Genomic DNA, 25,923 nt, shown 5'->3' on the forward strand with positions numbered 1-25,923 from the left:
GGTTCTGTCGCAATAAGGCGGTGCGGTATTATGTTCGGCGCCAAAACGAAGTCTTTGCCCCGATGAAACAGAGCCTGACGCCAGCCTTATCGCACGTGTTTAAACACTTTCATTATCCGTTTGATGTGATGCTGATGTGTGTGCGCTGGTATGTTGCCTACGGACTGAGTGTACGAAACCTGGAAGAGATGATGGGTGAGCGAGGCATCGAGGTCGACCATTCGACGGTGCATCGTTGGGCAATCAAATTGCTGCCAGTGCTTGGAAAAGCGTTCGGTCGCCGCAAGCGCCCGGTGGGCAAGAGCTGGCGCGTTGATGAGACGTACATCAAGGTCAAGGGAGCGTGGAAGTATCTGTATCGAGCAGTAGACAAGGCGGGTCACACGGTTGATTTCCTGCTACGAGCCCATCGCGACAAGACTGCAGCACAGCGTTACTTTGAGAAATCGATTGATCAGAACGGCGAGCCTGAGACGATAACGATCGATAAAAGTGGCTCAAACCTGGCCGCGCTTGAAGCGCTGAACGCCCAGCGCGGCACGCCGATCAAGATCCGCCAGAACAAGTATTTGAATAACATGATCGAACAGGATCACCGGGCAATCAAACGGCGCACTCGCTCCATGCTCGGCTTCAAGACATTCCGGTGTGCACGCATTCTGCTGGGCGGCATCGAACTCATGCATATGATTAAGAAAGGCCAGATGACAGGCTCTGGCCAAACTGCTGCCGAGCAGTTTTACTCGTTGGCCAAATAAGCACTGCATATCATATCGCCTTTGCTTGCCCCTCCATCCTTATTGCGACAGAACCAGAAAAGGTCGCCTCGGGATCGTCGTCCTGCATGTCGTTGAAGGTGCCGAGAGGAGAGAGCCGTACGCCGACCTTTTCCGGCCCCCACACTTCGCAAACCGTTTCGATCACCTCGATCAGCAGCTTTGCCCGACTCTCGCTCGACCCGCCGTATTCGTCCGTGCGGCGGTTTGTGCCGGACAACAAAAACTGATCGAGCAGATACCCGTTTGCTCCGTGCACTTCGACGCCGTCCATACCGGCAGCCTTGGCGTTGCGCGCTCCCCTGGAGTACTGGCGCACGAGATACGGCATCTCCTCGCCCTGCAGCGCGCGAGGCGTGATGCAGCGCGCGAGGACGCCTTCGCCGCGCTCGTTCTCGATGAACGCCTCCGCTTTCGGCTCGACCGCGGACGGAGCAACGGGCAGCATTTTATCGGGCTGCAAGGAGGGGTGCGATATGCGTCCGACGTGCCATAGCTGCATGAACATCAACCCGCCCGCCTCGTGCACGGTGTCCGCCACGAGCCGCCAGCCCTGGACCTGCTCGCGGCTATGAATCCCAGGCGTCCATGCGTAGCCCTGCACTTGCATCGACACCTGCGTCGCCTCGCTGATGATGAGCGCGGCCGCTGCGCGCTGCGCGTAATAGCAGGCGTTGAGCTGGGACGGTATGTTGCCTGGCTGGCTCGCGCGCGAACGCGTCAGCGGCGCCATTACGACACGATGACGAAGGTTGTACGATCCCACCTTTACGGGTTCGAACAGCTTGCGCGGTGGAATTTGCTCGTCGTGCTGCCCGGCCTCCCCCGGCGCTATATCCGTATCAGGCATAACGTTGCTCCTTGCTTTTTAACTGCGCTCGAAAAGTACTGCCAGGGACGCTTCGAAGCGTCGATGTTACAACCTCGACAGCATCCCGCTCCTGGCCCAGTGTAGCCATGAGCCCGTACGCGATTCTTTCCGGTTTCTGCCCAGATGTGTCGCGATCCTGCGCTCACCGGTCCATCGCTTCATCGGGGGGCCATGTCAGGCAGATCCGAACCCCTTCCCGCCCAGCCAGAAGTTCCTGCCGGACGGCAAGACCCAGGACCTCGGTGAGTTCATCAATATCGACATGACGCAGGTGCCCGCCAAGTCCAAGCAGTCAGTAAGAAAGGCAAGCATCGTTAGTTATCCTCGCGACGCCTGTTTCTTCGCATCAGATACGTATCCATGATCCAGCCGTTTGCCCGGCGCGCTTCCGCTCGAATCCGTTCGATATCCCCGGCTACGTCCTTGAGTTTTCCCGACACCAGAATTTCATCCGGTGTGCCGATATAAGCCCCCCAGTAAATGTCGATGTCCTGATCCACGAAATGCTTGTAAGCGTTTTCGGCGTCCAGCATCACCACGACGCTGTCGACGTTGTCCGGAAAACCTTCGGCTATCCGCCTCCCGGTTGTGATCTCGATCGACCCTCCAATGCTATTCAACGGTATCTTGTGCTGTGCTGCCAACGCCTGGATGCTGCTTATCCCCGGTATCACTTCGTACTCGAGACCGTGACCGCCCTTCCCGATGATCGACTCCATGATCCGGATCGTGCTGTCATAAAACGCCGGTTCGCCCCATGTCAGGAACGCGCCACACTCTCCATCGGACATCGCGTCCGAGATCAATTGTTCGAAGACGGCTGCCTTGTCATCGTTGAGCGTCTCGACGCTCGCCTGATAATTCGCAACGTCCCGTGCGCGCTCGGGACTGGTTGCTTCGGCGAAACGGTAGTCATTGCCCTTGATGAATCGACGGCAAATTTCCTTGCGCAACGCGATCAGCTTTTCCTTGGCAACGCCCTTGTCCATTACGAAAAAGACGTCGACTTCGTTGAGCGCGTTGACTGCCTGCATCGTCACATAGTCGGGGTTGCCGGCGCCAATACCAATGATCAGGATTCGCTTCATGAACATGTCTCGATCAAGTGATGATGATAAGTAGTCGGAACGATAGAAACATTTAGAACGTGTATGCGACCTTGCCGAATGCGGTCCGCCCCAACGTGTTGTAGCCGTATGCCGTCACGTACTGACGATTAAAAAGGTTGGACAAATTGGCGGACACGGTGAGGCGCGAATTGACCTTGTAAGCGGCACGCAGGCCAACGATTGTGTACGAAGGCAGGTAGGTTGCGTTGAACTGGTCGTCGTAGGTCGACCCGCCGTAAAGCAAGGATACGCCAGTGCTAAGCGCATGCAGATGAAACTCATCCCACGTGTGATCGACGTTCAGGCTGACGGTCTGGCGCGGACGACGGTTAAGCCACGTCTGGTCGGTAACGTCCTGCGGATTCAAGATTCCAATTGCGAGACTGACAAATGTCGAGTTGCCAAGCGTGCCCTTGTACGACAGGTCGATGCCCTGAATATGCGCGCGCCCTACGTTCACCGGGAGAAAAGTCACCGAGTCATAAGTGATGAGGTCATGCACGCGAGTGTCATAAATAGCGGCCGTAAAGGTACCGCATGACGTGGCCGCATCTAGTGCTGCTTCGACCGTGTCACTGCGCTCAGGCAGCAGGTTCGGATTCCCGAAACCCGGGTAGTAGAGGTCGTTGAAAGTCGGAAGCCGGAATGCGTTGCCATACGAAACGCGCGCCGTATAAACAGGGGTGATCGCATAAGCCAGCGCGACATTGCCGGTATTGACCGACCGGCCCTGAATGATCTCGTGGCGCCCGGCCAGGAACAAAGAAAACGCACCGAGCGTCATCGATTGATGGAGTGAAAAGGCCGAATCGTTGCGTGTCGGCAGGCCCGTGGGAATATCGACTGGGAGGAAAGCTTGTTCACGGGTGAAGTCGTACGCGAGCTTGGTCTCGCCGGATACCGGCAGACTGAAGAGCGTGATTCCGCGTTCCTGATGGGTCAGCGAAGTCGATGTGCTGAGGCGCGTCGAGTCGATCTCATCGGTCGGAATGGCCGGGTCGTTCGCGTAGAGGAACTGACGGTCCGTGGCGTAACCGACAGACTGGTCAAACTGCGTGTACGGCGTGATGTCCAGATGAAATGCAGCGCCAGTCGTCAGTTGATGATCAAGCTGACGGTTGTCGCCGCCGGCATTGTCGTAGGACAGATCGGACCGGTGATACAGCGCGAATGTGGAGATCGACCAGTTGTCGCGCGCATAGCCGAGACGCGCATCAACGTCCTGAGCATGGTACGGATTGCGGCCATCCTCATGACCGTAAGCGCCAGGCTGGGTTGCATCGATTCCCGCAGTATTGTAGTCGTGCAGGCCCAGCGAATAAGTCAGCCCGGACAGTACCGAGAGCGGTCCCGTGGACGGAATACTGCCTGAGGTGCGGATCTGCGTATCGAATGTTTTGTTCGACCCGCCGCCTGTTGAGATCGTGGTCTGGTTGGGCTGGTTGGCTGCGTGGTTCGTGAAGAGTTGCACGACGCCACCCACCGCATCCGCGCCGAATGAAGCGGCCGCCGGCCCTGAAATCACTTCAACGCGATCAAAGGCGGAGGTCGGCAGATCGGCCCATGCGGCTTGTCCCGTAGTCGACGAACCAACGCGGATACCATCGATGAACACCGCGACCTGACTGCCTGATGAACCACGGATGCTGACGGAGGAAAGCGAGCCGGGGCCGCCGTTTTGTGAAATGGTCACGCCCGGCAGTGTTGCGAGGGCTTGCGTGATGCTCGGGTCACTTGGCGACAGGCGGTCGAGATCCGCGCGGGTGAGAACTTGTGTAGATGCATAGCGCTGATCGAACGATTGCGGCAAATGCTGCGTGTCACCGGTGACGACAATGTTCGGCAATGTGGCAGTGGACGGGAGCTGTTCCGGTTGCGGCAACGACGAATCGTCCGCGGCTTGTGCAACCTGCCATGCCGAAACCGTCAGCGCAGAGGTGAGGATGAAATGACGGAACTTCATACGGCGAAAACCTTGTTATGGGGAATACTGTAGGCATGCTGCGAACGAAAATGCAGCATGCCGGTTTTGGATGCCGGCATGACAAGACCCATGGTCTTTAGGGGGTCACTGCCCGGCCGCGGACGCCACGACCCGATGCTACAAGTCCGCTTCGACAGGGATCATCCTGCGAGCATGTACAGCGGTCAGGCATATTCTCGAAGCAACCAATGGGTTTTATCGCGAGGCTAATACCGGCTCATGCCTGAGTCGTTGACCTTGCCAGACGCGGCAAGCAGGCAACAGGGTTATCGACGCGAGGGTGGCTCGCCAACGCGTACCAAGCTGGGGAATCAAGGCAATGCCGCCTCGGCTGGATGCCCGGATGGCGGGCAGTATCGGTCATATGCTTATCTCCCGGGGAGTGCGCGCCCCAAAGTCGGAAAGAGGGATACGACGCCGAGGTCTGACTTCCGGTTTGCGATGAAACCGGTCTCAGTGGCGCGACCGCGCTGGATTTACACCAGCTTCCACGAGTCGTAAGCGCGCATTTTACTTCTGAAAACCCATCCAGCACTACCCGGTGAGGGTTATCAGGTCATCGGCCTTTTGCCCTGCTGCGACCAGGTCCGCTTTCGACGCGCCTGTATTGTTCAAACGTTTTTCACTGCGGCGCAGTCGATTGCGGAGACTCTTCGTGAAGCAGACATGCATGGACATGTTTTGCACATGTCATACCGATAACGTCACCTAGAATTTATGAAACATGCCGATTGAGATGCCGTGCGGATTGGCGCCGGCATAGGCCAGCGGCAAGCCTGAATTCGCCGATCCGGCCAGCGTATAAGACGCCTGATTGTGGTTGGTCAGATAAGAAATCGTGCTGTATACGCTGGTATTTTTAGAGAGATCATACTGAGCCAGCGCGGCAATCTGATTCGCATTGTTGCCAGCGGCGGTTTTATCATGCAACGCGGTATAGCCTAATGCCACGAATACACTCGGCGTGAATTGATATTTGCCGGAAACGCCGTAAACGTCCACGTTCAGATTGATATCCGTCCATCTGCTCGCGGCCCAACCGGCGTAAATCGTGGCCTTCTGGATGGTGTAAGAAGCGCCCACTTCCATGGCGGTATCGGTTGAGGAATTACTGGCGTTTTTCACAGCCTGCCATGCCACAGTAGCGGCGATCTGCCCACTGTTGTATTGAAGGTCGGCCTGATAGCCCGATCCTGCCGAGCGCAATCCTCCCGCGTCGCCAAAACCGGCGTAGACGCCTGCCTGCAAGCCTCCGATGACCGGCGATTGGTACGAGACGGTATTACTCGTGCGCACAACGTAGGTCATCATGTTGCTGAATCCGGACGCTTGAGTCGCGGCTCCAAATGCGTCCAGATAACCCTGATCGTAAAAGACCGGCGAGTTCTGGCGGCCCAGTCTCACCTCACCCCAATTACCCGATAACCCGACCCACGCCTGCCGGTTGAACATCTGGCCGGTAGAAGCGAATGAGCCGTCGTTCGGATTAAAGCCATTCTCGAGCTGGAAATTAACCTTGTTGCCGCCGCCGATATCCTCGGAGCCCTTTAGTCCAAAACGGCTGGCCCATTCGGAACTCGATCCAATGGCTGCGGTGTAATGATTGCCCGTGTTCACGTATTGAAAGAATTCGTCCACGATACCGTAGAGCGTCACGCCAGAATCTGCGTGGGCATAACTACACGACAACAACGCTGCACATGCAGCGTATCGACCCAGCTTCATAACCCCCCCGGTGATAAAAATATCGGAAGTGCCACGGCAGTGAACAAGTTACCTACCTATCCGCTCAAAAAAGTACATGTATGAACAGGATCAAAATGTAGGGTGCCATTTCTTGGCAGTCAAGCGATTTGAACGTAGGGGAAAATGCCTAGATGACGGCGAGAATAAGGGTACGTGAGGGGGCACGGCGTGCTCCCTGCCCGTTCCTCCGGCGCCGAACCGGGCGCCGGGCGCTGATGCGGGACTGAAAGGTAAGCCCGGCCATCGGCATGTTCGACGAATCCTGCAATGGTGCTTGGCCGTCGCGCGTCCTGGCCGGTCCTCTGGTAACGTAGTCGGCCAACGTGCTCCCGCTCACGAACCCACCGCATGGAAACAATCCCCCTTTCGGCCGCCCGTACCCTGCATCTGATCGCCCAAGGACTGCTTGCGCCGCCGCGCCGCAAGGCGACAAAACCAGACGTGCTGGACGCTATTCGCCGCATGGCGCAGTTGCAGATCGACACCATCCACGTGGTTGCTCGCAGTCCTTATCTTGTGTTGTTCAGCCGTGTTGGCGACTATCAACCGCAATGGCTCGACGAGCATCTGGCCGAGGGTTACCTGTTCGAATACTGGTCGCACGAGGCCTGCCTGGTGCCCATAGAGGACTACGGTCTGTTGCGTCACCGAATGCTCGATCCCGTAGGGATGGGCTGGAAATACGCGGCGGAGTGGCATGAGAAATATCGTGACGACATCGAGCGCCTGCTTGAGCAAATCCGTGAGAACGGCCCTATCCGCTCAGCCGATTTCGCTCGGGAAGGCGGCAACGGCGCGGGCTGGTGGGATTGGAAACCAGAGAAACGGCACCTGGAAGTGCTGTTCGCAACCGGCGAGTTGATGGTCGCCGAGCGACGCAATTTTCAACGGATCTACGATGTAACCGAACGCGTGCTGCCGCAGTGGAATGATTCGCGCGACCTGCCACCTGTCGAAACCGTTTCTCAGGAACTGCTCAAGCGCGCTTGTCGGGCGCTGGGCATTAGCCTGGCCGACTGGGTAGCCGACTATTACCGCATGCCGCGCCGTCCGTACACCTCGGCCTTACATGAGCTGGCCGATGCTGGTGAGTTGATACCCGTGCGCGTCGAGGACTGGAAGGCCGACGCGTTCGTGCATCGCGATCTGGCGGACAAGCTGGACGACGTGGTCGCCGGCCGCCTTGCTTCCACGGTGACCACGGTACTGTCACCATTCGATCCGGTGGTCTGGGACCGCAAGCGGGCGAGCACGTTGTTCGGATTCGATTACGTGATCGAGTGTTATACCCCTGCCGCAAAACGGAAGTACGGTTACTTCGTACTCCCAATCTTGCATCGCGGGCGCCTGATCGGACGGGTGGACGCGAAGGCCCATCGTACGCAAGGTATTTTCGAACTCAAGTCGTTGTATATCGAGCCGGGGGTGCGGGTGGGAACAGGCTTGACGGCTGATCTGCGCAAGGCTTTGCAACGTTGCGCGGACTGGCATAAAACACCGCAGCTAGCAGCCGGCGCAGGCGTTCCGGCAGCGCTCGCTGCTGCATTGACCGGCGCTGCATGAAGGCTGGTTCGCGATCACACAGCGCTCACACCGTGCTCGTCAGCCGGTCAACCAACGCGCGTGCGAGCGGCGGCAGGTCTTTCATACTGCGCACGCAGATCTTGAGCTTGCGTTCGGCCCAGGGATCGTTCAATCGAATCATGTGGATTTTCAAGGTCTTGCCGTGGCGTATTGCCACCGACTCAGGAACGATGCCGATGCCAACACCCAGTTCGATCATCCGGCATGCGGCTTCAAAATTGCCTACCTGGATACGCAGTTTCAGGCGCGCGCCCAGCGCGTTTGCAGCGGTGACAATGAACGCATGGATCGCGCTGGTCGTTGGCAATCCGACGAAATTGTCGTTCAGCGTCTGAGCGAAATCGACTGATTTTTCGCCCGCTAACGGATGATCCAGCGACGTCACCAGCACAAGCCGGTCATCGCGATAAGGCAGCATTTCAAGATGATCGGCATGCACGTTACCCGCCACGATGCCAATATCCGTCGCACTCTCCGCTACGCCTTTGACGATCTCTCCGCTTAGCACTTCACGCAAGTCGATATTGATATCCGGGTGGTCACGCAGAAAAGCGCTCAGCACCGAAGGGAGGAATTCGCTGATCGCGGTGGTGTTGGCCCAGATCCGCACATGGCCCTTGATGCCCTCGCCGTACTCTTGCATGTCGCCGGCCAGATGCTCCACGCGCTCCTGCACCAGGCGCGCATGATGCACAAACGCCTCACCCGCCGGGGTCAGCGTCATACCGTGACTTGTGCGGTACAGCAGCTTGAAACCGAGTTGCTCTTCAAGGTTCTTGATACGGTTGCTCGCCGCGGGCGGCGAGATATGGCAGCGCTCGGCAGCGCGTGCGAGGTTCCTGGTGTCGGCCAGATTGACAATGAGCGTCAGATCGACGAAATCGAAATGCATATTGGCGGCGGGCGGAAGTCCGCATAGCGGTCGCGGAAATGAACCGGGACTGCAATCTTAACGGACCACGAAGCGCATCTCCAACAAAGCAAAATTTGCTACGGGTGCGCGTCCATTATTCGCCGTGCTTTCAGGATCACCGGCATGTCGACCATCTTTCCATCGACGGCCACCGCAGCGCCGCCGCTTGCCTCCACCGCTTGCAGCACACGTTTCGCCCACGCCAGCTCCGCGTCCGTCCACGCATACGCGCGATGCACGGCGTCGACCTGCTTCGGATGAATGCAGAGCTTCGCGCCGAAACCGAAACGACGGGCGCGCCGTGCTTCAGACTCGATGAATGCGGAATCGTCCAGCACGGTCGAGACGCCATCGACCGGCGTGGCCAGGCCGGCCAATCTTGACGCGAGCACGATCTGCGAGCGAAACATATCGAGTTCCTCGGCGTCGCCCTCGATGTTCAGGTCGATCTGAAAATCCAGCGTGCCGAACACAATGCGCTTCACGCGCGGCGTCGCGCATAACAGCGCAAGGTTAGCGAATCCGCGTGCGGTTTCCACGATCGGCAGGATGGTCAGCGACGGATGCGCATGCGCCAGCACCGTCTCTATCTGCTCACGCGTTTCAGCCTTTGGCAATACGATGCCCGCCACGCCCGGATGATTGGCGATCGCCACTGCATCGTTGGCGAACCACTCGGTATCTGCTGCATTGATGCGCACGAACGCAGGACGGTCTGCATCCAGATGCGCGCGCACCGTCTCGCGGGCGACCGATTTTTCTTGCGGCTGAACCGCGTCTTCCAGATCGAAGATCACTGCGTCGGCACCGCTCGCGCGAGCCTTCTCGAAGCGCTCGGGACGATTCCCCGGCACGAACAAATAAGAACGCTCGCTCATGCCCGCACATCCACTTCAAACAGCGAACCAATGCGTGTCTCCGACGCAATGCCCCACGCCGCATCGAGCAAACGCGATGCTTCCTCATCTGACGCAGCGCCTGAAAATTCGGCAAGCCGGCGAAACTTCATGGCAATCTCATCGCGCGAGAGCGTGTTACCGGGGTCTCCCTTTGGTTCATCGACACGCCCGGTCAGTTCGCGGCCATCGCGCGTGTGCACCGTCACCTTGCCGATCCAGCGCGCGGGATAAGCGCGGTCAACTTCTTCGTCGAAGACCATCTCCACCTGGCTGCGAAAATCGATAATGCGCGTAGCGGCATAGTTTTCTTCGAACTCGGTCACCCCCGCATAACCGTGATACGCGACCAGCGCCAGCACGGTACCCATGTTGAACTTGGCCTGATGAACCGTCGTGGGCACGGTCACCGCGCCGAGCACGTCGATTGCACCTTGATGCACGCGCGCCGTCACGCGCTCGATGTCTTGCGGCTTGAGGCCATGCTCCGCCATTACCGCGAGCAGCGCGTCGGCGGCGGGATGAGTGTGGCGACACGCAGCGTGATACTTGAATGAGGTTTCGGTGAGCGCCCAACGTTCGACCAGGCGGTCGGTGAGGCGGGACGGGTCGGCGTCGGTGGACATGCCTGCCGCCATGCCCTTCTCGCCCTCCAGGATGCGCGTGGCGCCCTTGAAGCCATCGGCGGCCAGCGTTGCCGCCATCAAACCGTTGGCAGCCGCCATGGCCGTATGAAGCTGTTTGGAATCGGCGGCGTCACGCAAGAATTCCCACAGGCCGCTCGCCTGCGTACCAGCCGAACCAAACGCGTCAAGCATCTGCACCGGCGACAACCCGAGCATCCGTCCCGCCGCGGCAGCCGCCGCCACGGTCCCTGCTGTACCCGTCGTATGAAAGACCTTGTAGTGGGAACGCCCGAGAAATTCGCCGATGCGTATCCCCACTTCGTATCCTGCTACCACGGCGGCGATAAAGTCTCGGCCCGACGCATGCGCCGCCTGCGCCAATGCCAGCGCGACAGGAAACACCACGGTTGCCGGATGAAAGACGGAGCCGTTGTGCACGTCGTCCTGTTCCACGAAATGCGAGGCGGCGGCGTTCACCATCGCGGCGAAATACGGTGTTGCGCGGGTGCGGTCGATCAGCACTTCGGCTTGCCCGTTGCCGTTCGCGGCACCCGCCATGCTCGCAAATAACGCAATGCTTTCGACCGGCCGCGCGCCCTTGCCTCCGAGCGCCGACCCAAGCCAGTCGACGTACAAGTTCACCGCGCGCTCCACGACGTGCTGCGGAATATCGTCGAAGTGAAGTGATGCCGCGAACGTCGCGAGCGTCCGGCTGGAATGATCGGTCATCGTTGTGATTGCCTGAAGAGTTTAGATGGTGCCCGTTACGCGCAACGCCTGGATCTGCGAGGCTTCATAGCCGAGCTCTCGCAGGATGGCGTCGGTATGTTCGCCCAGCGCCGGAACCGCGTCCATGCGCGGTTCGAAACCGTTCGGCGTGCCCGGCGGCAACAACGCGGGAATCGGTCCCGCCGATGTCCCCACCTCACGCCAGCGGCCACGCGACTCGAGTTGCGGGTGCGCCCAGACATCAGCCAGCGTGTTCATCTGCGCGTTGGCAATGCCGGCGGCGTCGAGCCGCTGCAAAACCTCGGCTGCGGTCAATTTGCTGAACGCCGCGACGATCAGCGCTCGCAAGGCATCGCGTGATGCTGATCGTTTCGAGTTCGCGTCGAAGCGCGGATCGGCGGCAAGCGACGGCTGTTCAAGCACGCGCTCGCAGAACACTTTCCATTCACGTTCGTTCTGCAAACCCAGCATGATCGTCTTTCCATCTCCCGCCAGAAACGGGCCGTACGGATAGATGGTCGCGTGCGATGCGCCGGATAAAGCCGGCGGACTTTGGTCACCGATTGCGTAGTACAACGGATAACCCATCCACTCGACCATGCTTTCGAGCATCGAAACATCGATCCGGCAGCCCTTGCCGGTGCGTCCGCGCAAAATCAATGCGCTCAGGATGTTCGAGTAGGCGTACATGCCGGCAGCGATATCGGCGATCGAGCAACCTGCTTTTGCCGGCTCGCCGGGTGAACCGGTAATCGACAGGAATCCGGATTCACTCTGGATCAGCAAGTCATACGCCTTCTTGTCCCGATACGGACCGTCAGCGCCGTAGCCCGAGATATCGCAGACAATCAGCTTCGGGTATTTCACGCTCAATGTGTCGTAGCCAAGCCCGAGCCGGTCCGCCGCGCCGGGTGCAAGGTTTTGCACGAGCACGTCGGCATCGGCGACAAGGGTATCGAGAATCTTCGCCGCTTCGGGTTGCTTGACATCGAGTGACAGGCTTTCCTTCGAGCGGTTCGTCCAGACGAAATGCGACGCAAGCCCATCGACACGTTCGTCATAACCGCGTGCGAAATCGCCGGTTCCCGGCCGCTCGATCTTGATCACGCGTGCGCCCAGATCGGCAAGCTGGCGCGTGCAGAACGGCGCGGCAATCGCGTGTTCCAGTGTAATGACTTTGATGCCGTCGAGTGGTCTCATGATTTAGAACGAGCGTGGCAAACCGAGGATATGTTCAGCGACATACGAGAGGATCAGGTTCGTGGAAATAGGCGCCACCTGATACAGGCGCGTCTCGCGGAACTTGCGTTCGACATCGTATTCGCAGGCGAACCCGAAGCCGCCGTGGAATTGAAGGCATGCGTTTGCTGCCTCCCACGATGCATCGGCCGCCAGCAACTTCGCCATGTTGGCTTGCGCGCCGCAAGGTTCGTGGGCGTCGAAGCGACGCGCCGCTTCAAAGCGCATCAGGCTCGCCGCTTCCACGTTGACGAACGAGCGCGCGATCGGAAACTGCACGCCCTGGTTCTGCCCGATAGGCCGTCCGAACACGATGCGCTCCTTCGCATAAGCGGTCACCTTGTCGACGAACCAGTAGCCGTCGCCAATACATTCCGCCGCAATCAGGGTACGTTCCGCGTTGAGGCCGTCGAGGATATATTTGAACCCTTGACCTTCTTCGCCGATCAGGTTTTCTGCGGGAATTTCCAGGTTGTCGAAGAAGAGCTCATTGGTCTCGTGATTGACCATGTTCAGGATCGGCTGCACGGTCATGCCGTGTCCGATCGCCTCGCGCAAGTCGACGATGAAAATGGACATGCCTTCGGACTTGCGTTTGACATCGGCGAGCGGGGTTGTTCGGGCCAGCAGGATCATCAGGTCGGAATGCTGCACTCGCGAGATCCATACTTTCTGGCCGTTGATGACATAGCGGTCGCCGCGGCGCTCCGCAGTGGTCTTGATTTTCGTCGTGTCCGAGCCGGTGGTCGGCTCGGTGACGCCCATCGACTGGAGACGCAAGTCACCGCTCGCAATCTGCGGCAAATAGCGCTCTTTCTGTTGCGCCGAGCCATGCCGCAGCAACGTGCCCATGTTGTACATCTGACCATGGCACGCACCGGAGTTGCCGCCGGCCCGATTGATCTCCTCCATGATCACCGACGCTTCCGTCAAGCCCAGTCCCGAACCGCCATATTCCTGCGGAATCAATGCGGCAAGCCAGCCGGCCTTTGTCAGCGCATCGACGAAGGTTTCCGGATAACCACGCGCTTCATCTATCTTGCGAAAGTAGCCGCCGGAAAATTGCTGGCACAGATCGCGAACGGCTTCCCGAATGTCCTGGAACTGATCGGAGTGAGTGGTCTGCATAAGGGCTTTTTAGATTTGATTTTCAGTTTCAGGCGAGCGTAGCGGTAGCGCGCATCGTCAGGCAACCATCATGGTCTTTGGCCCATAACTCGATCGTTCGGCCATCCTCCGACGGTTTGCCGCACACGGTGAACGGATTGGGCGCGAAGGTCGGGCGCAGCGCCCGGAACGCGAAGCTCGCGATGTTCGCATCGGGCAACTCGCGGCGCACGAGTTCCACGAGCAATGTCGCGATCAACGGACCATGGACGATCAGGCCCGGATACCCTTCTTCCTGCGTAATGTATGGGTGATCGTAATGAATCCGGTGACCGTTGAAAGTCAGCGCCGAGTAGCGGAACAGCAACACCGGGTCAGTCGGAATTTCCCGGCTGAAGGATTCATCGACGGGTGCTTTGGCCGGCTCTTTTTTCGGTGCATTGGAAGCATCGGGAGCGGGTTCGTCGCGATAGACAATATCGTGCTCCTCTTCAATTTTGAGCGCACCGTCCACTTCAATTTCATGCTGCACCGTCACGAACACGAGCCGGCCGGTACGACCCGTCTTGTCTTCGATATCCACAATGGTCGACGTGCGTGTCGCCTGTTCGCCAACCATCAGCGGTGCGTGAAATGTCAGGCGTCCGCCCGCCCACATGCGGCGCGGCAGCGGCACGGGCGGCAAGAAGCCGCCGCGCTTCGGGTGACCGTCGGGACCGGTCTCAGACAGGGGCGAAATCGGTAAAAAATAGAGCCAGTGCCATAACGGCGGCACATTTTTCGTCTCTGGTTTGCGATTCAGCGTAGCGGCCATTGCCGCGAGCGGGAACGCAGTGATGACGTCGTGGACAACTTGCGTTTTGTCCAGCCAGTCGTTGAAATCTTCGGTTGGAGCAGTCGGATTAGTTGAGTCGGGCACTTCGGGCACGATGGCGTCTCTCGTTGTACGTGGCAGCAGGGTCGATCAGCAGCGTTGCAGTGAATGCAACTATGAACCCGTCTGCCCGTTTCGCGAAGTCGTGATTTCTGAAGCGGGGATTTTGTTTTACTTAACGCGCAGTGATGGTCACTCGCACAAGTACGAGGCTATTTGACGGGGTGCTGTGCCCCATACCCGGAACAAAACGCCGGCTCGACAGAATGCCGTGTGGTCCAGGCGTGCGGGGTCAACAATTGCTTTTCAATCAAGCGTGGTTTAGGCGCGCCTTGGCGTTGTTATGCGTCGAGCACGCGTCGTCGTTCAGGGACGACGCGCCCCCTGCCGACAGTTACGCCACCCGTTGCCCTTCCAGGAACGTAGACCGCGGAACCGGCAAGCGATCTGCCATGGCGACCCGTACGAAATCAGCCCTGAGACCCAGCGCAACCGCGCCGCGATCCGTCAGACCCGCTGCTTTGGCCGGCGCCGACGATATCGTGCGAATAGCCTGAGGCAGCGACCAGCCGGCCTTGTCGACGAGTTCGAACGTGGCGGTCAGCAAACTCGATGGCACGTAGTCCGACGACAAGATGTCGAGCAGCCCCGCGCGTGCCATCTCGAGCGCGGATACGTTGCCCGAGTGCGAGCCGCCCCGCACGACGTTCGGCGCACCCATGATCGTCGCAATGCCGTGGTCCCTTGCCGCCTGGGCAGCCGCCAGAGTCGTGGGAAATTCGGCAAGGACAATACCGTCTTCCACGGCTTCCAGCACGTGCTCGACAGAAGTGTCGTCGTGACTCGCGAGCGGCAGGCCAAGCGCCTTGCAACGCGCCACGATCTCGTTGCGATGAACCCGCGCGTATCGCTCCTGGTCGCTAGTCAATTCGCTCAACACGGTGCTCGCGTGTTCATCGCTCCACTTGCCGTGGCGCTCCTGATATTTGCGCCATTGCACCGGATCGTGCCACTGGCGCTGGCCCGGCGTATGGTCCATCACGGAGACGAGACGTAGCAACGAATGCGAAACCAGTCCGTCGAATACATCGAGTACATCTGCTGCCGCAATTTCGCATCGCAGATGCAGGAAGTGATCGACGCGCAGCATGCCGCTGGCTGTCAGCCGCTCGATCGAGCGTGCGCAGTTGGTCTGTATTTCCTTGCCGCGTACGCCCACGCCCCCGCGCGAGCCAATGCCGAGTGCATCGAAGACCGTCGTGATACCGGCCGTTGCAACCTGGGCATCGTGCACGAGGATGGCGGCGTCGTGATTCCATACCACGCCGGGTCGCGGCGCAATATGCTTTTCGATGTTGTCGGTATGCAGTTCAACGAGTCCGGGCAACAGATAATCACCGCCCCAGTCTTCCGCTTCCGCAACCGATGTCGTGCCGGGCGCTACTTCAGTAATGCGGCCGCCGGCGGCTCGTACTACGCCTGTGAACTCTTCATCGCGAGTGACAATGCGCGCGTTTTTGATCAGCATGTCTGCAAGGTTTCCGTAATCGATGATGCCGTGGTCGCTGTTGTCGCCGGGTCCACTTGCCCGGCGGGAGCGTTGAGTTGGATCAGACGAGTCGCCACACGTTCACGCGTGTCCTCATCATGGAAAATACCGACAATTGCCGCGCCCCGCTCGCGTGCTTCCACGATCAGGTCAGCGACCACCTGCCGGTTCTCGGCATCGAGCGACGCCGTGGGTTCGTCGAGCAGCAGAAGAGGCTGTTCGACAATCAGACCGCGCGCGATGTTGATACGTTGTTGTTCACCGCCAGAGAACGTGGCGGGGGCAAGCGTCCACAACCGCCGCGCCACGTTGAGGCGTTCAAGCAAAGCGCCCGCACGTGCCCGCGCTTGTTCTTCATCCATGCCGCGTGAGATCAGTGGTTCGCTCACGAGATCGAGCGACGACACCCGCGGGATAGCGCGCAAAAACTGGCTCACATAACCCATGGTAGTGCGGCGCAAACGGATTACATCGTGTGGCAATGCATCGGATAGCGAAAGGTATTGCGATGACTGGCTTTCGTCGCGGATGGCAACCGTGCCACGCGTGAGCAGATAGTTACCGTACGTGCAGCGCAGCAACGTGCTCTTGCCGGCACCCGAAGGCCCCGACAACACGACACACTCGCCGCGTTCCACATCGAGCGACACACCGCTCAACGCAGCAATACGCACGCCACCCTGCTGATGCAGCGTAAAGGTCTTCTCGACGCCCCGTGCGCGCAGCATCAGCGTCGCGCGTTCGGCAAACGCAAGTTCATTGGAAAGATCAGCCTTGGCATTCATTCTCGTACCTCAAACGGGCAGCACGGACGCAACCAACGTCTGTGTATAGGGATGTTGCGGGTCATCGAGCACCTGGTCGGTCAGTCCGCTCTCGACCACTCGCCCGTCCTTCATCACCATCAGACGATGCGCGAGCAAACGCGCCACACCAATATCATGCGTGACAATCAGGGCAGCAAGATGAAGCTTGGCGGTCAGCGTGCGAAGCAGGTCCAGCAGCCGCGCCTGCACTGACACATCCAGCCCCGCTGTGGGCTCGTCCATGAATACAAGGCGCGGCTTCGTGACAAGGTTGCGCGCTATCTGAAGCCGCTGCTGCATGCCGCCTGAAAACGCGGACGGCAATTCGTCAATACGTGTGGCGTCCAGTTCAACCTGATTCATCCAGTCCGAGGCTGTTTCACGCAGACGTCCATAGTGGCGTGCCCCGTTCGCCATCAACGGCTCGCCGATATTCGCCCCCGCCGACACGCCGTGACGCAGTCCGTCCCGTGCGTTCTGGTGGACAAAACCCCAGTCGGCACGCGCCAGCATCCGGCTGCGCGCCATGGGCAACGTGAACAGATCGAGCACGTCATTTTCGACGGTGCGATAGTGCAACGCGCCATCGTTCACGGGAGTTCGCAGCGCCAGCGCATTCAACAGCGTGGATTTTCCGGAACCGGATTCGCCGACAATGCAAAGCACTTCGCCCGGATAGATGTCGATGTCCACGTCGACACAGCCGCCGCTGCCGTCGTAGCGCTTCGTCAGTCCGCGGCCGGTGAGCAGAGGGAGTGCGGGTGTGGATAAGTTCATGCTTTCTCCTGACCTGCGCGGCGTTCTTGGCAGTAGTCGCTGTCCGAACACACGAACATGCGTGCACCCGCGTCGTCCACAATCATCTCGTCGAGGAAACTCTCACGCGAACCGCACAACGCGCAATCGTGATTCCATTGCTGGATGGTGAACGGATGATCCTCGAAATCGAGACTCCGTACCTTCGTATAAGGCGGAATCGCGTAGATGCGGCGTTCGCGCCCCGCGCCGAAAAGTTGCAGCGCAGGGTTCATGTGCATCTTCGGGTTATCGAACTTCGGGATGGGCGATGGCGACGTGAGATATCGATCGTTCACGAGCACCGGGTAGTCGTAGGTGGTCGCAATGCTGCCGTGCTGCACGATGTCCTCGTAATACTTCACGTTGATCAGCCCATAGTCCGCCAGCGCGTGGAGCTTGCGGCTCTCGGTGACGCGCGGTTCGAGCCTGAATAGCGGCTCGGGCATTGGCACTTGATACACCAGGATCTGCGCTTCTGTCAGCGGCGTTTCCGGAATCCGGTGACGCGTCTGGATAATCGATGCATCCACCGTGCGCGTGGTGGTCGCAACACCCGCCGTGCGCGCAAAGAAGCGGCGAATATTCACGGCGTTAGTGGTTTCGTCCGATCCCTGGTCGATCACCTTCAGCGTGTCGCTGCGTCCGATGATCGCCGACGTAACCTGCAAGCCACCCGTTCCCCAGCCATACGGCAAGGGCATTTCCCGCGATGCAAACGGCACCTGGTGACCCGGCACGGCCACGGCCTTCAGCAGCGCGCGACGGATCATGCGTTTGGTTTGTTCATCGAGGTAGGCGAAGTTATAGCCTTCAGCCATGGCACTTTCTTCAGTACGCGCGTTCATGCGGCGTTCTCCTCGCTGGGCTCGGGTTGCGGTTCATGCGCTTGATGTTTTTCCTGAGCAGCCTGTTCACGTTGCGCTTGTTTCTCGATGCCCGCACGCAGGCGTCGCAGCAATTCGAGTTCGGACTGGAAGTCCACATAGTGCGGCAATTTCAGATGCTGCACGAAGCCCGATGCCTCCACGTTGTCGCTGTGATAGAGCACGAATTCCGCGTCTTGCGTCGGCGATGAAACGGTCTCGCCAAGTTCTTGCGCGCGCAATGCACGGTCGACCAGCGCCATCGCCATGGCCTTACGCTCCGAGTGACCAAAGGCGAGGCCATACCCTTGCGTGAAGGTGGGCGGCACGTCGCCGCTGCCCGCGAACTGATTGATCATCTGGCACTCGGTGATGTCGATATCGCCAATCTCCACCGCGAATCCCAACTCTTCAAGCTCCAGTTCGACGGCGACTTCGCCGTAGCGAATCTCGCCGGCGAACGGATGCGAGTTTGCATATCCGCGCTGCGTTGCATAGCCGACGGCGAGCAGGAAACCTTCATCGGCGCGGGCAAGGTTCTGCAAACGAACCGGCCGCGCGACTGGGAACATCAACGGCTCACGCGAGAGATCGCCGGGTTCGGGCGCGTCCGCGTGGATCTTTTCCTGCTCGATCAACCCTTCCTTGTCGAGGAGGGCAAGCACACGCGGCATGGCTTCCTGCTCAGGTGCAATCTTCTTTGAGCTGCCGACGTTGGACGCGCGCGGACCGCCTTCCGCAAGTAAGCTGAAATCAAGCAGACGCTGCGTATAGTCGTACGTGCCGCCGAGCATCTGTCCGCCCGGAATGTCCTTGAACGCAGCTGAAATGCGCCGCTCCGCCAGCATGTTTTCCGTGTCGAGCGGCACCGTATAACCGAAGCGCGGCAGCGTCGTGCGATACGCCCGCAGCAGGAAAATGGCTTCCACCAGATCTCCGGCTGCCTGCTTGATCGCCAGTGCAGCAAGCTCTTCGTCGTAGACTGACCCTTCGGTCATCACCCGGGCAACCGCCAGCCCAAGCTGCTCGCGAATCTGGTCGACAGTGAGTTCCGCGATAGCTTCATCGCCGCGCCGGTTGGCTGCGAGTAAGTCCCATGAACGTTCGATCGCGCGTTGACCGCCTTTGACTGCAACGTACATCAGGCCACCTCCACGCGAGTGGTGCGCGGCAGCCCGATGACCGATCCGCCGTGCACGAAATAACAGTCGATACCGCAAGGAAACTGGCTCGCCAGTAACGTGCGCTCATGCCAGAAAGAAGGTGCTACGCCGGCGATATGGACCGCCTGAGAATCGCGAATGCCGGGGCCGCGCCATGTCATTCGCGGGCCCTCGTTAAGCGAGTCCACGCGGATGAACAACATGGCCGCGCTCTCCGGTGTCTCCGGATCACCCAGCGAAAATGCATCCAGCGGCGGTAACGACTGCGCATCGTGCAGATAGGCGAAGACCGCTTGCGCGTGATCGTTCGTCAGCGGCGCACCGGTATGAAAACGCAGCGCGTCGCTCAAGCCCCGATGCTCATGTTGCAGCAGCACGGGCGTCGAATAGTCGGCCAATGCGAGCAGCGCAGCGAACGCGGCCATGGGCACGTGGGCCGCGGCCGCGCCGCCGTCCTGCTCGAGGCTGGGTAACACGGCGTCGATCGAAACAATCTTCCCGGGCCGCGACAGCGCGTCGAGCAACGCACGGAACACGCCTTGCGAATCATGGACGGTGTCGTTGAAACCGGGAGTCAGGGTCGCGAGGTCCATGCTCGTGACGTCCGGCCCGCGCAAGTTGTTTGAAAGCTTGTCAGGTAACATCAATCGCCCCTTACCATCGTAAAGAATTCCACCTTGGTACCTGCGGCGCGAGCCTGTTTTTGCGCCCGGTTTTCAGCGATGCGCGCCGCGAGCGGCGCCAGCAAGTGCTCTTGCATCCGGGCTTCGAATGCAGGTGTTTGAAGCAGCGCGTCCGCCAGCGCGGCGAGCGTCGCTCGCTCCTTGTCGCGCCCCATATGAACCGCCATGCCGACCGCGGGTATCGCAGAATGGCCCTCGCCTGCCCGCAGCCGAAGCGTGGCACGCGTCACCGTCACTTCGCCCAGATTGAACGCGTCGCCGCTGCCGCCAACCCGTCCGCGCACCATCGCGAGACCGATATCGGGTGCGCGCAGCCAGTCGAATTCAGGCGGCGACGCACCGTCCAGCGCCGCATCAAGCGCGTCTTTCATGCAGGCCCGTGGCGTGCGCGCCAGGATGGCCAGCCACTCCCGCCGCGTGGCGGGACCGGAAGGCGCGGGCGTCTGCGCAGATGTACTCATGGTCTTACCTCGTCAATAAAGGGCGCTTGCTTCAAGCCGCGTCCGTGATTTCATCATTCTGTCCAGCCTCAACGCTACTAGAATAGTCATCCGGTCGTCTAGACGTTTGTGCAACCGGATAAATATTGTTCGCAAGCGCCCTGCTTTCACATTTTCGCCATCGGCGGCGCACTACAATGCCGAAAACGATATTCAAACCGACAGGAATGACAGCGACATGACATCTAACGAAACTGGCACGCCGGGCCTGGCCGTGGAACGCGGCGCGGGCGTCGCGGTATGGCGTCAGATCGAACAGATTCTTTCGGCGGAGATTACGGCGAAGAGTTTCGGCGAAGATGGCCGCCTGCCGAGCGAGGCCGAGCTGGCCCGGCGTTTCGACGTCAACCGGCACACGGTCCGCCGGGCAATGCTGCGCCTGGCGGCCACCGGACTGGTCAGCGTCGAACAAGGGCGCGGCACGTTCGTGCAGCCCGGTGCGATCGACTATCAGATCGGGCGCCGCACGCGCTTCACCGAAAACCTCCGGCGCAACAACCAGGCGTCCGTGGGCGTGGTCCTGTCCAGCGCGAAAGTAAAGGCTGATCCGGTGACCGCGAAAGCGCTCTCCCTTCGCGCAGGGACTTTCGTGTACGAGATCGAGACGCGGCATGATTCCGACGACGTGCCGCTGACCTATGCACGCAGCTGGTTTCCCGCCATGCGTTTCACCGACCTGCCCGCCATTCTGGCTGGCGTGGAAGGTGTCAGCGCCGCGCTGGTGGAATTCGGCGTGGTCGATTACACGCGTAAGTGGAGCCGTATCGGCTGCATCCTGCCCAGCTCGGACGTCGCGCGGCGCTTGCAGATCAATCGCGCGCAACCGGTGATGTGGGTTGAAAGCGTGGACGTCGATGAAGCCGGCGTGCCCATCAAGTACGGCATCACGCACTTCGCCGCCGACCGGGTGCAATTGCTGGTCGAGGACGGTATATGAGCGGCGAAGCGAACGACACCGTCCTGGATGCCTGGACGCCTGCTTCGCGCATCGCGCTTTACTATGCACCCGCGGCATCTTCCGCGTGGTGGCGTGCAGGCTGCGAATGGCTTGGCCGTGATGCCGAGACAGGGCGTTCGATTGAGACGCCCGAGGAAGCCGCCATTGCCGCACTCGGGCAGACCGTTGCCGCGCTGACCGGCTCACCACGCCGATATGGCTGGCACGGAACGCTCGTCGCGCCTTTTCATACTGCCGAGGGTGTTACGCCGCAGCAGGTGTTGTCGGAGGCGCGCGAGTGGGCCAGCCACGTTACCCGGTTCGATGCACCTCTCTCCGCCGTCGAGATGGGCCGCTTCGTCGCGTTGCGGGCCACGCGTACAGATGACGACGAATCCATCCGCCGCGTTGCTGCAAGCGCGCTGTACGCACTCAACTCGCTGCGTGCACGTGCTTCGGCAGAAGATGCCGAACGACGCCTCGCTTCAGACTTGAGCGAGCGGCAGCAGACCCTCTTGCATGAATGGGGCTACCCCTATGTGCTCGATGAATTCCGCTTCCACATGACGCTTTCCGATGCACTTGATTCAGCGTCCGTGCGTGCAGCCATTGTCTCGCTGTGGCAAACCCGCGCTGAAACACTTGGGGCTCTTCCTTTCTATGGGGCGGCGCTCTTTGTTCAACCGCAACCGGGTGCGCCGTTCACATTATGGCAGCGCCTGCCCTTCGGGAATGCCCGCTCCGAGGCCTTTGAATGAGCATCGAAACCGGTCGGCTGATCTACGTAATGGGACCGTCGGGTGCCGGCAAGGACTCCTTGCTCGGCTTCGTTCGTGAGCGCATCGGCGCGCAGGTTATGTTCGCGCATCGCTACATCACGCGTCCCGTTTCCGATGGCGAAAATCATGTCGCGCTAAGCCACGAGGAATTCGCCGCGCGTCTGGCCAGCGGCGTTTTTTCGATGCATTGGGAGAGTCTCGGACTGCACTACGGCATTGGCGTTGAGATCGATGCCTGGCTCGCGCGCGGGTTGCCGGTGGTGGTGAACGGATCGCGCCAACATGCATTGGCTGCGCACGAACGTTATCCGTTCACGCAGTTTGTCCACATCCACGCAAGTCCTACGGTTCTGGCAGCGCGGCTCAAGCGGCGCGGCCGCGAAGATTCGCGACAGATGGAAGCACGGCTTGCGCGCCAGCCCGTCATGTCGCTTCCTAAGCAGGCGCGTCTTGTCAGCATCGATAATTCGGGTTTGCTGTCCGAAGCGGGTCAGCAACTACTGGCGACGATCAGTCAACCGCAGTAAAAAAAGAACTGGCCGGCATGAGCCCGCCAACACACTCAGATCACACGCTCACGAAGCCACGCGGACCCCAGGTCGATCAGCGTGACGATCACGATCACCATCAGCAGCACGGCCGACGTTTGCGCATAATTAAACGAGCGAATCGCTTCGTATAGCACAACGCCAATCCCGCCTGCACCGACCATGCCGACCACCATCGCCGAGCGTACGTTCGATTCGAAACGGTACAGCGCGTAGGAGATCCATAGCGGCAAAACCTGCGGCAGAACCCCGTACAGCACTTCATCAAGACTGCTTGCCCCCGTTGCGCGCACGCCTTCCGCCGGCCGTGCGTCAATGGCTTCAACCGCTTCGGCGAACAGCTTCGCCAGCACGCCGGTTGTATGCACCCACAGCGCGAGCACACCGGCGAACGGGCCGAGACCGACCGCGACAATGAAGAGCATCGCGAAGACCATTTCATTGATCGCGCGGCATGAATCCATCACGCGACGCACGGGCTGGACGATCCACATCGGTGCAATGTTCGATGCCGACAGCAGGCCGCACGGTACCGCACACACCAGCGCGAGCGCCGTGCCCCATACAGCCACCGCCAGCGTGACGATCATCTCGTGAACGTAGGTGCGCCAGTCGGCGAAGTCCGGCGGGAAGAAGTCCTTGCCGAACTGCAGCATGTTGCCGGAGTCGCTGAAGAGATCGAGTGGCCGCATGTCGGCGCTGCGCCAGGACAGGCCGAGAACCGCCACTACCACTAACCATCCGAACATGGACAACCAGCTTCGCTTGGGCTGCCCTAGTTCGAGCTTCAGCGGCAGCGAACCCTCTCGCGCGCTGTCGAGAGAAAAGGCGTTGGCGTTGTGTTTCACTTCGCCGCCACGCTATCCAGTTGCGCGAGCTTCTGATCGAGCGCCGCGATCTGCGATTTCTTGTCCGAGTCGGACATATGTTCGTCGTTCTGAACCTGCTGCTTCTTTTGGAACAAGGCCATTTGACGGATCGAGATGAGCTGCGCATCGGTGGAATCCGTGAAGCCCGACAGGCCCGTGATACCCGCCATGATCGCTTGTTCGCGCGGATCGCTTTGCGCGTAGTGATCGAAGAAGTTACGCAGCTTGTCCTTGGTCGCTTGCGGCAGGTCACGACGCCATACCAGCGGGTCCGACGGAATCAGCGGCGACTTCCACAATATCCGCACCTGCTTGAGCAGATCAGGGTGATTTTGCCTGAGCGTCTCGACCATGTCGGTGTTGTTGGTCGCCACGTCGACACGGTTGTTCACCACAGCAAGCATGTTCGCTTCATGGCTCGACGGCAGCACGCTCTTGAAGTCCCTGCGCACCGAGATGCCGTTCTTCGCGAACAGGTAGTACGACGGCACCAGCGTGCCCGAGGTTGAGTTCGGATCGCCGAAACCGAGGTTGATGTCGTGCGTATTTTTTAGCACCTGGTCGACGGTCTTCCACTTGCTGTTCACGTTCGTGATCAGCAGCGAGTAATAACCCGCTTCGCCGCTCTTGTACTTCACCTTCGCGAACACTTCGCCATTGCCGCGATCCACCGCTTCGATCGCGGAGGCGTTGCCAAAGTAGCCGATCTGCACTTTATTAAAGCGCATGCCTTCGATAATGCCGGCATAGTCGGTTGCGAAGAACGGCTTGACGTCGAGACCGGTCTGTTTGTTGAGGTCGTCGATCAGCGGCTGCCAGCGCTGCTTGAGCGCGGACGAATTGTCGGTCGAAATAATGCCCAGGTTAAGCGTTTCAGCGCGTACCGCCTGCGTGACAAAACAGGCAGCAAGGGCCACACCGGCCAGAAGAAAACGGGCTGATTTCATCGAATAAGTCCAGGTTTAGGAGTGTTCAAAGCGGGAGATTCAAAGGCACAATGAGAGCGGCAGTTCAGGAGCTCGTGGCCGACGCCGACGCGAACGCGGCTGAGCGGGCCGACGCACCTTCCGGGCGCGCAGACGCCCGATCCACGGCACGTTCGGCAAGCTTCTCGACGTCGCGCACCGAGCTCTCCGAGTCGGTCAGCAGCTCTTCGGCCGCCGCGCCATAAAGGTCGCGCAAAAGGGAGGGCGTAAGGCTGGCGGACGGGCCGTCGTACACCACGCGGCCGTCGCGCAGCGCGACGGTACGCGCGCAATATTTCATCGCTACGTCGATCTGGTGCAAGGACACCACCACGGTCAAACCGTGATCCTCGTTCAGCGACTGAAGCAGCTCCATCACACGCCGCGACGACTCAGGGTCGAGCGACGCGATAGGTTCATCGGCGAGCACAATGCGCGCTCGCTGCACCAGCGCACGCGCGAGCGCGGCGCGCTGTTGCTGACCGCCGGACAGCGTGCTGGCGCGCTCGTTGATGTGATCTCCAATGCCCATCGCGCTGAGCGACGCCATCGCAAGCTCATGCTCCACGCGCGGAAACCGGCCGATAAGACGTCGCCACAACGGCACCCGCGACAACGCGCCAAGCAGCACATTGGTGCGCACGGTGAGACGTCCCACGAGATTGAACTGCTGAAAGACAAACGCGACATCCCGGCGGATTCGACGAACTTCGCGGGCGACCTTGCCGTTTTGCTGGATCGGCCGGCCGAGCAGCGTGACATGCGAGGGCGCCGGGTCCGATGCCGTAAAGCCGGCGATGTGCCGCAAAAGCGTGGACTTCCCTGAACCGGATGCACCAATCAGCGCGATCATTTCGCCTTCAGCAACCTTCAGGTCGATGGAGTCGAGTGCCTTGCGGCCGTTATTGAACGTCTTGCAGAGACGTTCAATATGAATTGCATCCATGGTGTCCTCGCGTTCGCGTGTCAAAGCTTTTCAGCGTCGAGAGCGATTCTAGGAACACAACAT

The 25,923-nt window shown here is 59.9% G+C and carries 25 protein-coding genes and 1 riboswitch; of the genes, 5 read left to right on the forward strand and 20 right to left on the reverse strand.

Annotation, left to right across the window (positions count from 1 at the left end):
* Positions 1 to 62: 62 nt before the first annotated feature.
* On the forward strand, positions 63 to 758 hold the full coding sequence (locus ACMX25_RS28025) for an IS6 family transposase (protein WP_414953322.1): 696 nt from the start codon (positions 63 to 65) through the stop codon (positions 756 to 758).
* A 10-nt stretch (positions 759 to 768) separates the two neighbouring features.
* Here ACMX25_RS28025 and ACMX25_RS28030 read toward each other — a convergent pair whose 3' ends face one another.
* The 4 genes from ACMX25_RS28030 to ACMX25_RS28045 all read right to left on the reverse strand — a co-directional run bounded on the left by ACMX25_RS28030 (position 769) and on the right by ACMX25_RS28045 (position 6,465).
* Positions 769 to 1,626: an alkene reductase gene (locus ACMX25_RS28030; RefSeq protein WP_414953250.1), complete on the reverse strand. Its 858-nt coding sequence runs from the start codon at positions 1,624 to 1,626 to the stop codon at positions 769 to 771.
* A gap of 335 nt (positions 1,627 to 1,961) precedes the next feature.
* Positions 1,962 to 2,735: a precorrin-6A synthase (deacetylating) gene (gene cobF, locus ACMX25_RS28035; protein WP_414953251.1), complete on the reverse strand. Its 774-nt coding sequence runs from the start codon at positions 2,733 to 2,735 to the stop codon at positions 1,962 to 1,964.
* A 52-nt stretch (positions 2,736 to 2,787) separates the two neighbouring features.
* The gene (locus tag ACMX25_RS28040) at positions 2,788 to 4,719 is read right to left on the reverse strand and encodes a TonB-dependent receptor domain-containing protein (protein ID WP_414953252.1); all 1,932 of its coding nucleotides are present in this window, start codon (positions 4,717 to 4,719) and stop codon (positions 2,788 to 2,790) included.
* A gap of 431 nt (positions 4,720 to 5,150) precedes the next feature.
* Positions 5,151 to 5,240, reverse strand: a riboswitch (adenosylcobalamin (AdoCbl) riboswitch).
* Positions 5,241 to 5,448: 208 nt separating this feature from the next.
* Positions 5,449 to 6,465 carry a porin gene (locus ACMX25_RS28045; protein WP_414953253.1) on the reverse strand — a complete coding sequence of 339 codons (1,017 nt, stop codon included), beginning with the start codon at positions 6,463 to 6,465 and terminating at the stop codon, positions 5,449 to 5,451.
* A 369-nt stretch (positions 6,466 to 6,834) separates the two neighbouring features.
* On the opposite strand from ACMX25_RS28045, the gene ACMX25_RS28050 reads away from it, so the two are divergent.
* Positions 6,835 to 8,049 (forward strand): winged helix-turn-helix domain-containing protein, encoded by a 1,215-nt coding sequence (locus tag ACMX25_RS28050; protein ID WP_414953254.1) that lies wholly within the window; start codon positions 6,835 to 6,837, stop codon positions 8,047 to 8,049.
* 25 nt (positions 8,050 to 8,074) lie between these two features.
* On the opposite strand, the gene ACMX25_RS28055 is transcribed toward ACMX25_RS28050, so the two are convergent.
* From ACMX25_RS28055 to phnG, 13 genes are all read right to left on the reverse strand, one after another.
* Positions 8,075 to 8,962: a LysR family transcriptional regulator gene (locus ACMX25_RS28055; RefSeq protein ID WP_414953255.1), complete on the reverse strand. Its 888-nt coding sequence runs from the start codon at positions 8,960 to 8,962 to the stop codon at positions 8,075 to 8,077.
* 98 nt (positions 8,963 to 9,060) lie between these two features.
* A complete protein-coding gene (locus tag ACMX25_RS28060; protein ID WP_414953256.1) occupies positions 9,061 to 9,861 on the reverse strand; it encodes an HpcH/HpaI aldolase/citrate lyase family protein in 801 nt (266 codons plus the stop codon).
* Positions 9,858 to 11,234: an MmgE/PrpD family protein gene (locus ACMX25_RS28065; protein WP_414953257.1), complete on the reverse strand. Its 1,377-nt coding sequence runs from the start codon at positions 11,232 to 11,234 to the stop codon at positions 9,858 to 9,860. Before ACMX25_RS28065 ends, ACMX25_RS28060 begins: the two co-directional genes overlap by 4 nt.
* A 21-nt stretch (positions 11,235 to 11,255) precedes the next feature.
* The gene (locus ACMX25_RS28070; RefSeq protein ID WP_414953258.1) at positions 11,256 to 12,434 is read right to left on the reverse strand and encodes a CaiB/BaiF CoA transferase family protein; all 1,179 of its coding nucleotides are present in this window, start codon (positions 12,432 to 12,434) and stop codon (positions 11,256 to 11,258) included.
* Between the two features lie 3 nt (positions 12,435 to 12,437).
* On the reverse strand, positions 12,438 to 13,601 hold the full coding sequence (locus tag ACMX25_RS28075; protein WP_414953259.1) for an acyl-CoA dehydrogenase family protein: 1,164 nt from the start codon (positions 13,599 to 13,601) through the stop codon (positions 12,438 to 12,440).
* A gap of 28 nt (positions 13,602 to 13,629) precedes the next feature.
* The gene (locus ACMX25_RS28080; protein WP_414953323.1) at positions 13,630 to 14,499 is read right to left on the reverse strand and encodes an HTD2 family dehydratase; all 870 of its coding nucleotides are present in this window, start codon (positions 14,497 to 14,499) and stop codon (positions 13,630 to 13,632) included.
* A gap of 349 nt (positions 14,500 to 14,848) precedes the next feature.
* On the reverse strand, positions 14,849 to 15,982 hold the full coding sequence (locus tag ACMX25_RS28085; protein WP_414953260.1) for an alpha-D-ribose 1-methylphosphonate 5-triphosphate diphosphatase: 1,134 nt from the start codon (positions 15,980 to 15,982) through the stop codon (positions 14,849 to 14,851).
* A complete protein-coding gene (gene phnL, locus ACMX25_RS28090) occupies positions 15,976 to 16,788 on the reverse strand; it encodes a phosphonate C-P lyase system protein PhnL (RefSeq protein WP_414953261.1) in 813 nt (270 codons plus the stop codon). Before phnL ends, ACMX25_RS28085 begins: the two co-directional genes overlap by 7 nt.
* Before the next feature lie 9 nt (positions 16,789 to 16,797).
* Positions 16,798 to 17,586 carry a phosphonate C-P lyase system protein PhnK gene (phnK, locus tag ACMX25_RS28095; protein WP_414953262.1) on the reverse strand — a complete coding sequence of 263 codons (789 nt, stop codon included), beginning with the start codon at positions 17,584 to 17,586 and terminating at the stop codon, positions 16,798 to 16,800.
* Positions 17,583 to 18,452, reverse strand: a complete 870-nt coding sequence (locus ACMX25_RS28100; RefSeq protein ID WP_414953263.1) for an alpha-D-ribose 1-methylphosphonate 5-phosphate C-P-lyase PhnJ — start codon at positions 18,450 to 18,452, stop codon at positions 17,583 to 17,585. The genes phnK and ACMX25_RS28100 overlap by 4 nt, the downstream gene beginning before the upstream one ends.
* Positions 18,449 to 19,612, reverse strand: a complete 1,164-nt coding sequence (locus ACMX25_RS28105; protein WP_414953264.1) for a carbon-phosphorus lyase complex subunit — start codon at positions 19,610 to 19,612, stop codon at positions 18,449 to 18,451. The genes ACMX25_RS28100 and ACMX25_RS28105 overlap by 4 nt, the downstream gene beginning before the upstream one ends.
* Positions 19,612 to 20,277, reverse strand: a complete 666-nt coding sequence (gene phnH, locus ACMX25_RS28110; RefSeq protein WP_414953265.1) for a phosphonate C-P lyase system protein PhnH — start codon at positions 20,275 to 20,277, stop codon at positions 19,612 to 19,614. Before phnH ends, ACMX25_RS28105 begins: the two co-directional genes overlap by 1 nt.
* On the reverse strand, positions 20,277 to 20,777 hold the full coding sequence (phnG, locus tag ACMX25_RS28115) for a phosphonate C-P lyase system protein PhnG (protein ID WP_414953266.1): 501 nt from the start codon (positions 20,775 to 20,777) through the stop codon (positions 20,277 to 20,279). Before phnG ends, phnH begins: the two co-directional genes overlap by 1 nt.
* Before the next feature lie 217 nt (positions 20,778 to 20,994).
* Here phnG and phnF point away from each other — a divergent pair, with 217 nt between their 5' ends.
* The 3 genes from phnF to phnN are packed head-to-tail and all read left to right on the forward strand — an operon-like array spanning position 20,995 to position 23,059.
* Complete coding sequence (gene phnF / locus ACMX25_RS28120; RefSeq protein WP_414953267.1) at positions 20,995 to 21,753, forward strand: phosphonate metabolism transcriptional regulator PhnF; 759 nt, start codon at positions 20,995 to 20,997, stop codon at positions 21,751 to 21,753.
* Complete coding sequence (locus tag ACMX25_RS28125) at positions 21,750 to 22,511, forward strand: DUF1045 domain-containing protein (protein ID WP_414953268.1); 762 nt, start codon at positions 21,750 to 21,752, stop codon at positions 22,509 to 22,511. Before phnF ends, ACMX25_RS28125 begins: the two co-directional genes overlap by 4 nt.
* Positions 22,508 to 23,059, forward strand: a complete 552-nt coding sequence (phnN, locus tag ACMX25_RS28130) for a phosphonate metabolism protein/1,5-bisphosphokinase (PRPP-forming) PhnN (protein ID WP_414953269.1) — start codon at positions 22,508 to 22,510, stop codon at positions 23,057 to 23,059. Before ACMX25_RS28125 ends, phnN begins: the two co-directional genes overlap by 4 nt.
* 35 nt (positions 23,060 to 23,094) lie before the next feature.
* On the opposite strand, the gene phnE is transcribed toward phnN, so the two are convergent.
* The 3 genes from phnE to phnC all read right to left on the reverse strand — a co-directional run bounded on the left by phnE (position 23,095) and on the right by phnC (position 25,860).
* Positions 23,095 to 23,829: a phosphonate ABC transporter, permease protein PhnE gene (phnE, locus tag ACMX25_RS28135; protein ID WP_414953324.1), complete on the reverse strand. Its 735-nt coding sequence runs from the start codon at positions 23,827 to 23,829 to the stop codon at positions 23,095 to 23,097.
* Between the two features lie 95 nt (positions 23,830 to 23,924).
* A complete protein-coding gene (gene phnD, locus ACMX25_RS28140) occupies positions 23,925 to 24,896 on the reverse strand; it encodes a phosphonate ABC transporter substrate-binding protein (RefSeq protein ID WP_414953270.1) in 972 nt (323 codons plus the stop codon).
* A 64-nt stretch (positions 24,897 to 24,960) separates the two neighbouring features.
* Entirely contained in the window at positions 24,961 to 25,860 is a 900-nt protein-coding gene (gene phnC / locus ACMX25_RS28145) for a phosphonate ABC transporter ATP-binding protein (RefSeq protein ID WP_414953271.1), read from the reverse strand.
* Positions 25,861 to 25,923: the final 63 nt, after the last annotated feature.

Source organism: Caballeronia eucalypticola (assembly GCF_047608185.1).
GTDB lineage: Bacteria > Pseudomonadota > Gammaproteobacteria > Burkholderiales > Burkholderiaceae > Caballeronia.

Coding starts and splice junctions, on each gene's coding strand:
- ACMX25_RS28025 (WP_414953322.1), top strand. CDS start 63: ATGAAACAGAGCCTGACGCCAGCCTTATCGCACGTGTTTAAACACTTT.
- ACMX25_RS28030 (WP_414953250.1), bottom strand. CDS start 1,626: ATGCCTGATACGGATATAGCGCCGGGGGAGGCCGGGCAGCACGACGAG.
- cobF (WP_414953251.1), bottom strand. CDS start 2,735: ATGAAGCGAATCCTGATCATTGGTATTGGCGCCGGCAACCCCGACTAT.
- ACMX25_RS28040 (WP_414953252.1), bottom strand. CDS start 4,719: ATGAAGTTCCGTCATTTCATCCTCACCTCTGCGCTGACGGTTTCGGCA.
- ACMX25_RS28045 (WP_414953253.1), bottom strand. CDS start 6,465: ATGAAGCTGGGTCGATACGCTGCATGTGCAGCGTTGTTGTCGTGTAGT.
- ACMX25_RS28050 (WP_414953254.1), top strand. CDS start 6,835: ATGGAAACAATCCCCCTTTCGGCCGCCCGTACCCTGCATCTGATCGCC.
- ACMX25_RS28055 (WP_414953255.1), bottom strand. CDS start 8,962: ATGCATTTCGATTTCGTCGATCTGACGCTCATTGTCAATCTGGCCGAC.
- ACMX25_RS28060 (WP_414953256.1), bottom strand. CDS start 9,861: ATGAGCGAGCGTTCTTATTTGTTCGTGCCGGGGAATCGTCCCGAGCGC.
- ACMX25_RS28065 (WP_414953257.1), bottom strand. CDS start 11,234: ATGACCGATCATTCCAGCCGGACGCTCGCGACGTTCGCGGCATCACTT.
- ACMX25_RS28070 (WP_414953258.1), bottom strand. CDS start 12,434: ATGAGACCACTCGACGGCATCAAAGTCATTACACTGGAACACGCGATT.
- ACMX25_RS28075 (WP_414953259.1), bottom strand. CDS start 13,601: ATGCAGACCACTCACTCCGATCAGTTCCAGGACATTCGGGAAGCCGTT.
- ACMX25_RS28085 (WP_414953260.1), bottom strand. CDS start 15,982: ATGCTGATCAAAAACGCGCGCATTGTCACTCGCGATGAAGAGTTCACA.
- phnL (WP_414953261.1), bottom strand. CDS start 16,788: ATGAATGCCAAGGCTGATCTTTCCAATGAACTTGCGTTTGCCGAACGC.
- phnK (WP_414953262.1), bottom strand. CDS start 17,586: ATGAACTTATCCACACCCGCACTCCCTCTGCTCACCGGCCGCGGACTG.
- ACMX25_RS28100 (WP_414953263.1), bottom strand. CDS start 18,452: ATGAACGCGCGTACTGAAGAAAGTGCCATGGCTGAAGGCTATAACTTC.
- ACMX25_RS28105 (WP_414953264.1), bottom strand. CDS start 19,612: ATGTACGTTGCAGTCAAAGGCGGTCAACGCGCGATCGAACGTTCATGG.
- phnH (WP_414953265.1), bottom strand. CDS start 20,277: ATGTTACCTGACAAGCTTTCAAACAACTTGCGCGGGCCGGACGTCACG.
- phnG (WP_414953266.1), bottom strand. CDS start 20,777: ATGAGTACATCTGCGCAGACGCCCGCGCCTTCCGGTCCCGCCACGCGG.
- phnF (WP_414953267.1), top strand. CDS start 20,995: ATGACATCTAACGAAACTGGCACGCCGGGCCTGGCCGTGGAACGCGGC.
- ACMX25_RS28125 (WP_414953268.1), top strand. CDS start 21,750: ATGAGCGGCGAAGCGAACGACACCGTCCTGGATGCCTGGACGCCTGCT.
- phnN (WP_414953269.1), top strand. CDS start 22,508: ATGAGCATCGAAACCGGTCGGCTGATCTACGTAATGGGACCGTCGGGT.
- phnE (WP_414953324.1), bottom strand. CDS start 23,829: ATGTTCGGATGGTTAGTGGTAGTGGCGGTTCTCGGCCTGTCCTGGCGC.
- phnD (WP_414953270.1), bottom strand. CDS start 24,896: ATGAAATCAGCCCGTTTTCTTCTGGCCGGTGTGGCCCTTGCTGCCTGT.
- phnC (WP_414953271.1), bottom strand. CDS start 25,860: ATGGATGCAATTCATATTGAACGTCTCTGCAAGACGTTCAATAACGGC.